Here is a 1373-nt window from a genome sequence, read left to right on the forward strand (position 1 = left end):
GGTCGTGTCCCTTGAAGTGGTGTAGCGAGTTGCGTGCCAACGATCATGTTGTCGGCGGGATTTCGTCGTGGGTGTGGTCGGCCGGGTAGAGCTGGTCCATGCTGCCTTCGGGGAGGTAGCGGCGGGGGAAGGCGATCCATTCGTCGTGCATCTCGATGAGGACGGCGGTGGTGAGGCGTTCGAGGGCGTCGGGGTCGGGGAAGATCTGGACGACGTCGGTGCGGCGCTTGATCTCCCGGTTGAGCCGCTCCAGGGGGTTGGTCGACTGGATCTTCTTCCAATGTCGATCGGGGAAGTCCGCGAAGGCGGTGAGGTCGGTCTTGGCTTCCAGGAGCATCGCCTTGACCTTGGGGAATTGGCGCCCGAGCATGTCAGCGACGGTGTCGAGCTGGGCGCGGACGGCCTCGGCGGTGGGCTGGGCGAAGATCGTGCGGATGGTTGCGGCCACCATCTCCGCGGCGTCCTTCGGGATCACCCCGAAGACGTTGCGCAGGAAATGAACCCGACACCGCTGGTAGGCGGCCCCGAGCATGACCTTGCGGATGGCTTTGACCAGGCCGGAGTGGTGGTCGGCGATGACCAGGCGGACCCCGGCCAGGCCGCGTTCACGCAGTGAGCGCAGGAACTCGCTCCAGAACACCTCGGTTTCGCTGTCGCCGACCATCAGCCCGAGGACCTCGCGTCCGCCGTCCTCGGTGATGCCGGTGGCGATGACGACGGCCTGGGAGACGATCTGGTGGTTGACCCGGGCCTTGCAGTAGGTAGCGTCGAGGTAGACGTAGGGGAAGCGGGTGTGGTCCAGGGGCCGGGTGCGGAACACGCTCAGCTCGGCGTCCAGGGCACCGCAGATCCTGGAGACCTCGCTCTTGGAGATCCCGCTGTCACCGCCCAGGGCCTTGACCAGGTCATCCACGCTGCGGGTGGACACGCCGTGTACGTATGCCTCCATGATGACGGCGTAGAGGGCCTGGTCGATCCGCCGGCGGCGTTCCAGCAGCGAGGGGAAGAAGGACCCGGTGCGGACCTTGGGGATCGCCAGGTCCAGGTCCCCGGCCTGCGTGGTCAGCAGCTTCTCCCGGTGCCCGTTGCGCATCGTCATGCGGGTCTCGGTGTGCTCACCGGGCTCGGCGCCGATGTGGGCGGTGGCTTCGGCCTCGATGAGTTCCTGCAGGATCCGCTGGGCCAGCACCCTGATCAACTCGATTCCGTCCGCCGTACGCAGTGACTCCATCAGCCGCAGTAGGTCATGCTGGGACAAGGCCATCGCGCCACCTCTCTCAACGAGCTTGCCTACTCGGAGAGTTGCGCGATGGCCGCCCCATGACCAGGGGCTACGCGGAGATCGCTGTTACACCACCCGGTGGGACACCATC

Annotated in this window: 1 protein-coding gene; it reads right to left on the bottom strand. The window is 66.3% G+C overall.

Annotation, left to right across the window (positions count from 1 at the left end):
- Positions 1-43 precede the first annotated feature (43 nt).
- Positions 44-1264 carry an IS256 family transposase gene (locus ACV530_RS36570; protein ID WP_494337045.1) on the bottom strand — a complete coding sequence of 407 codons (1221 nt, stop codon included), beginning with the start codon at positions 1262-1264 and terminating at the stop codon, positions 44-46.
- Positions 1265-1373 lie beyond the last annotated feature (109 nt).

It is taken from the genome of Streptomyces sp. SX-6 (assembly GCF_059089585.1).

Bases quoted from the DNA above. Each gene is read 5' to 3' on its own strand.
- ACV530_RS36570 (WP_494337045.1), bottom strand. From the start codon at position 1,264: ATGGCCTTGTCCCAGCATGACCTACTGCGGCTGATGGAGTCACTGCGT.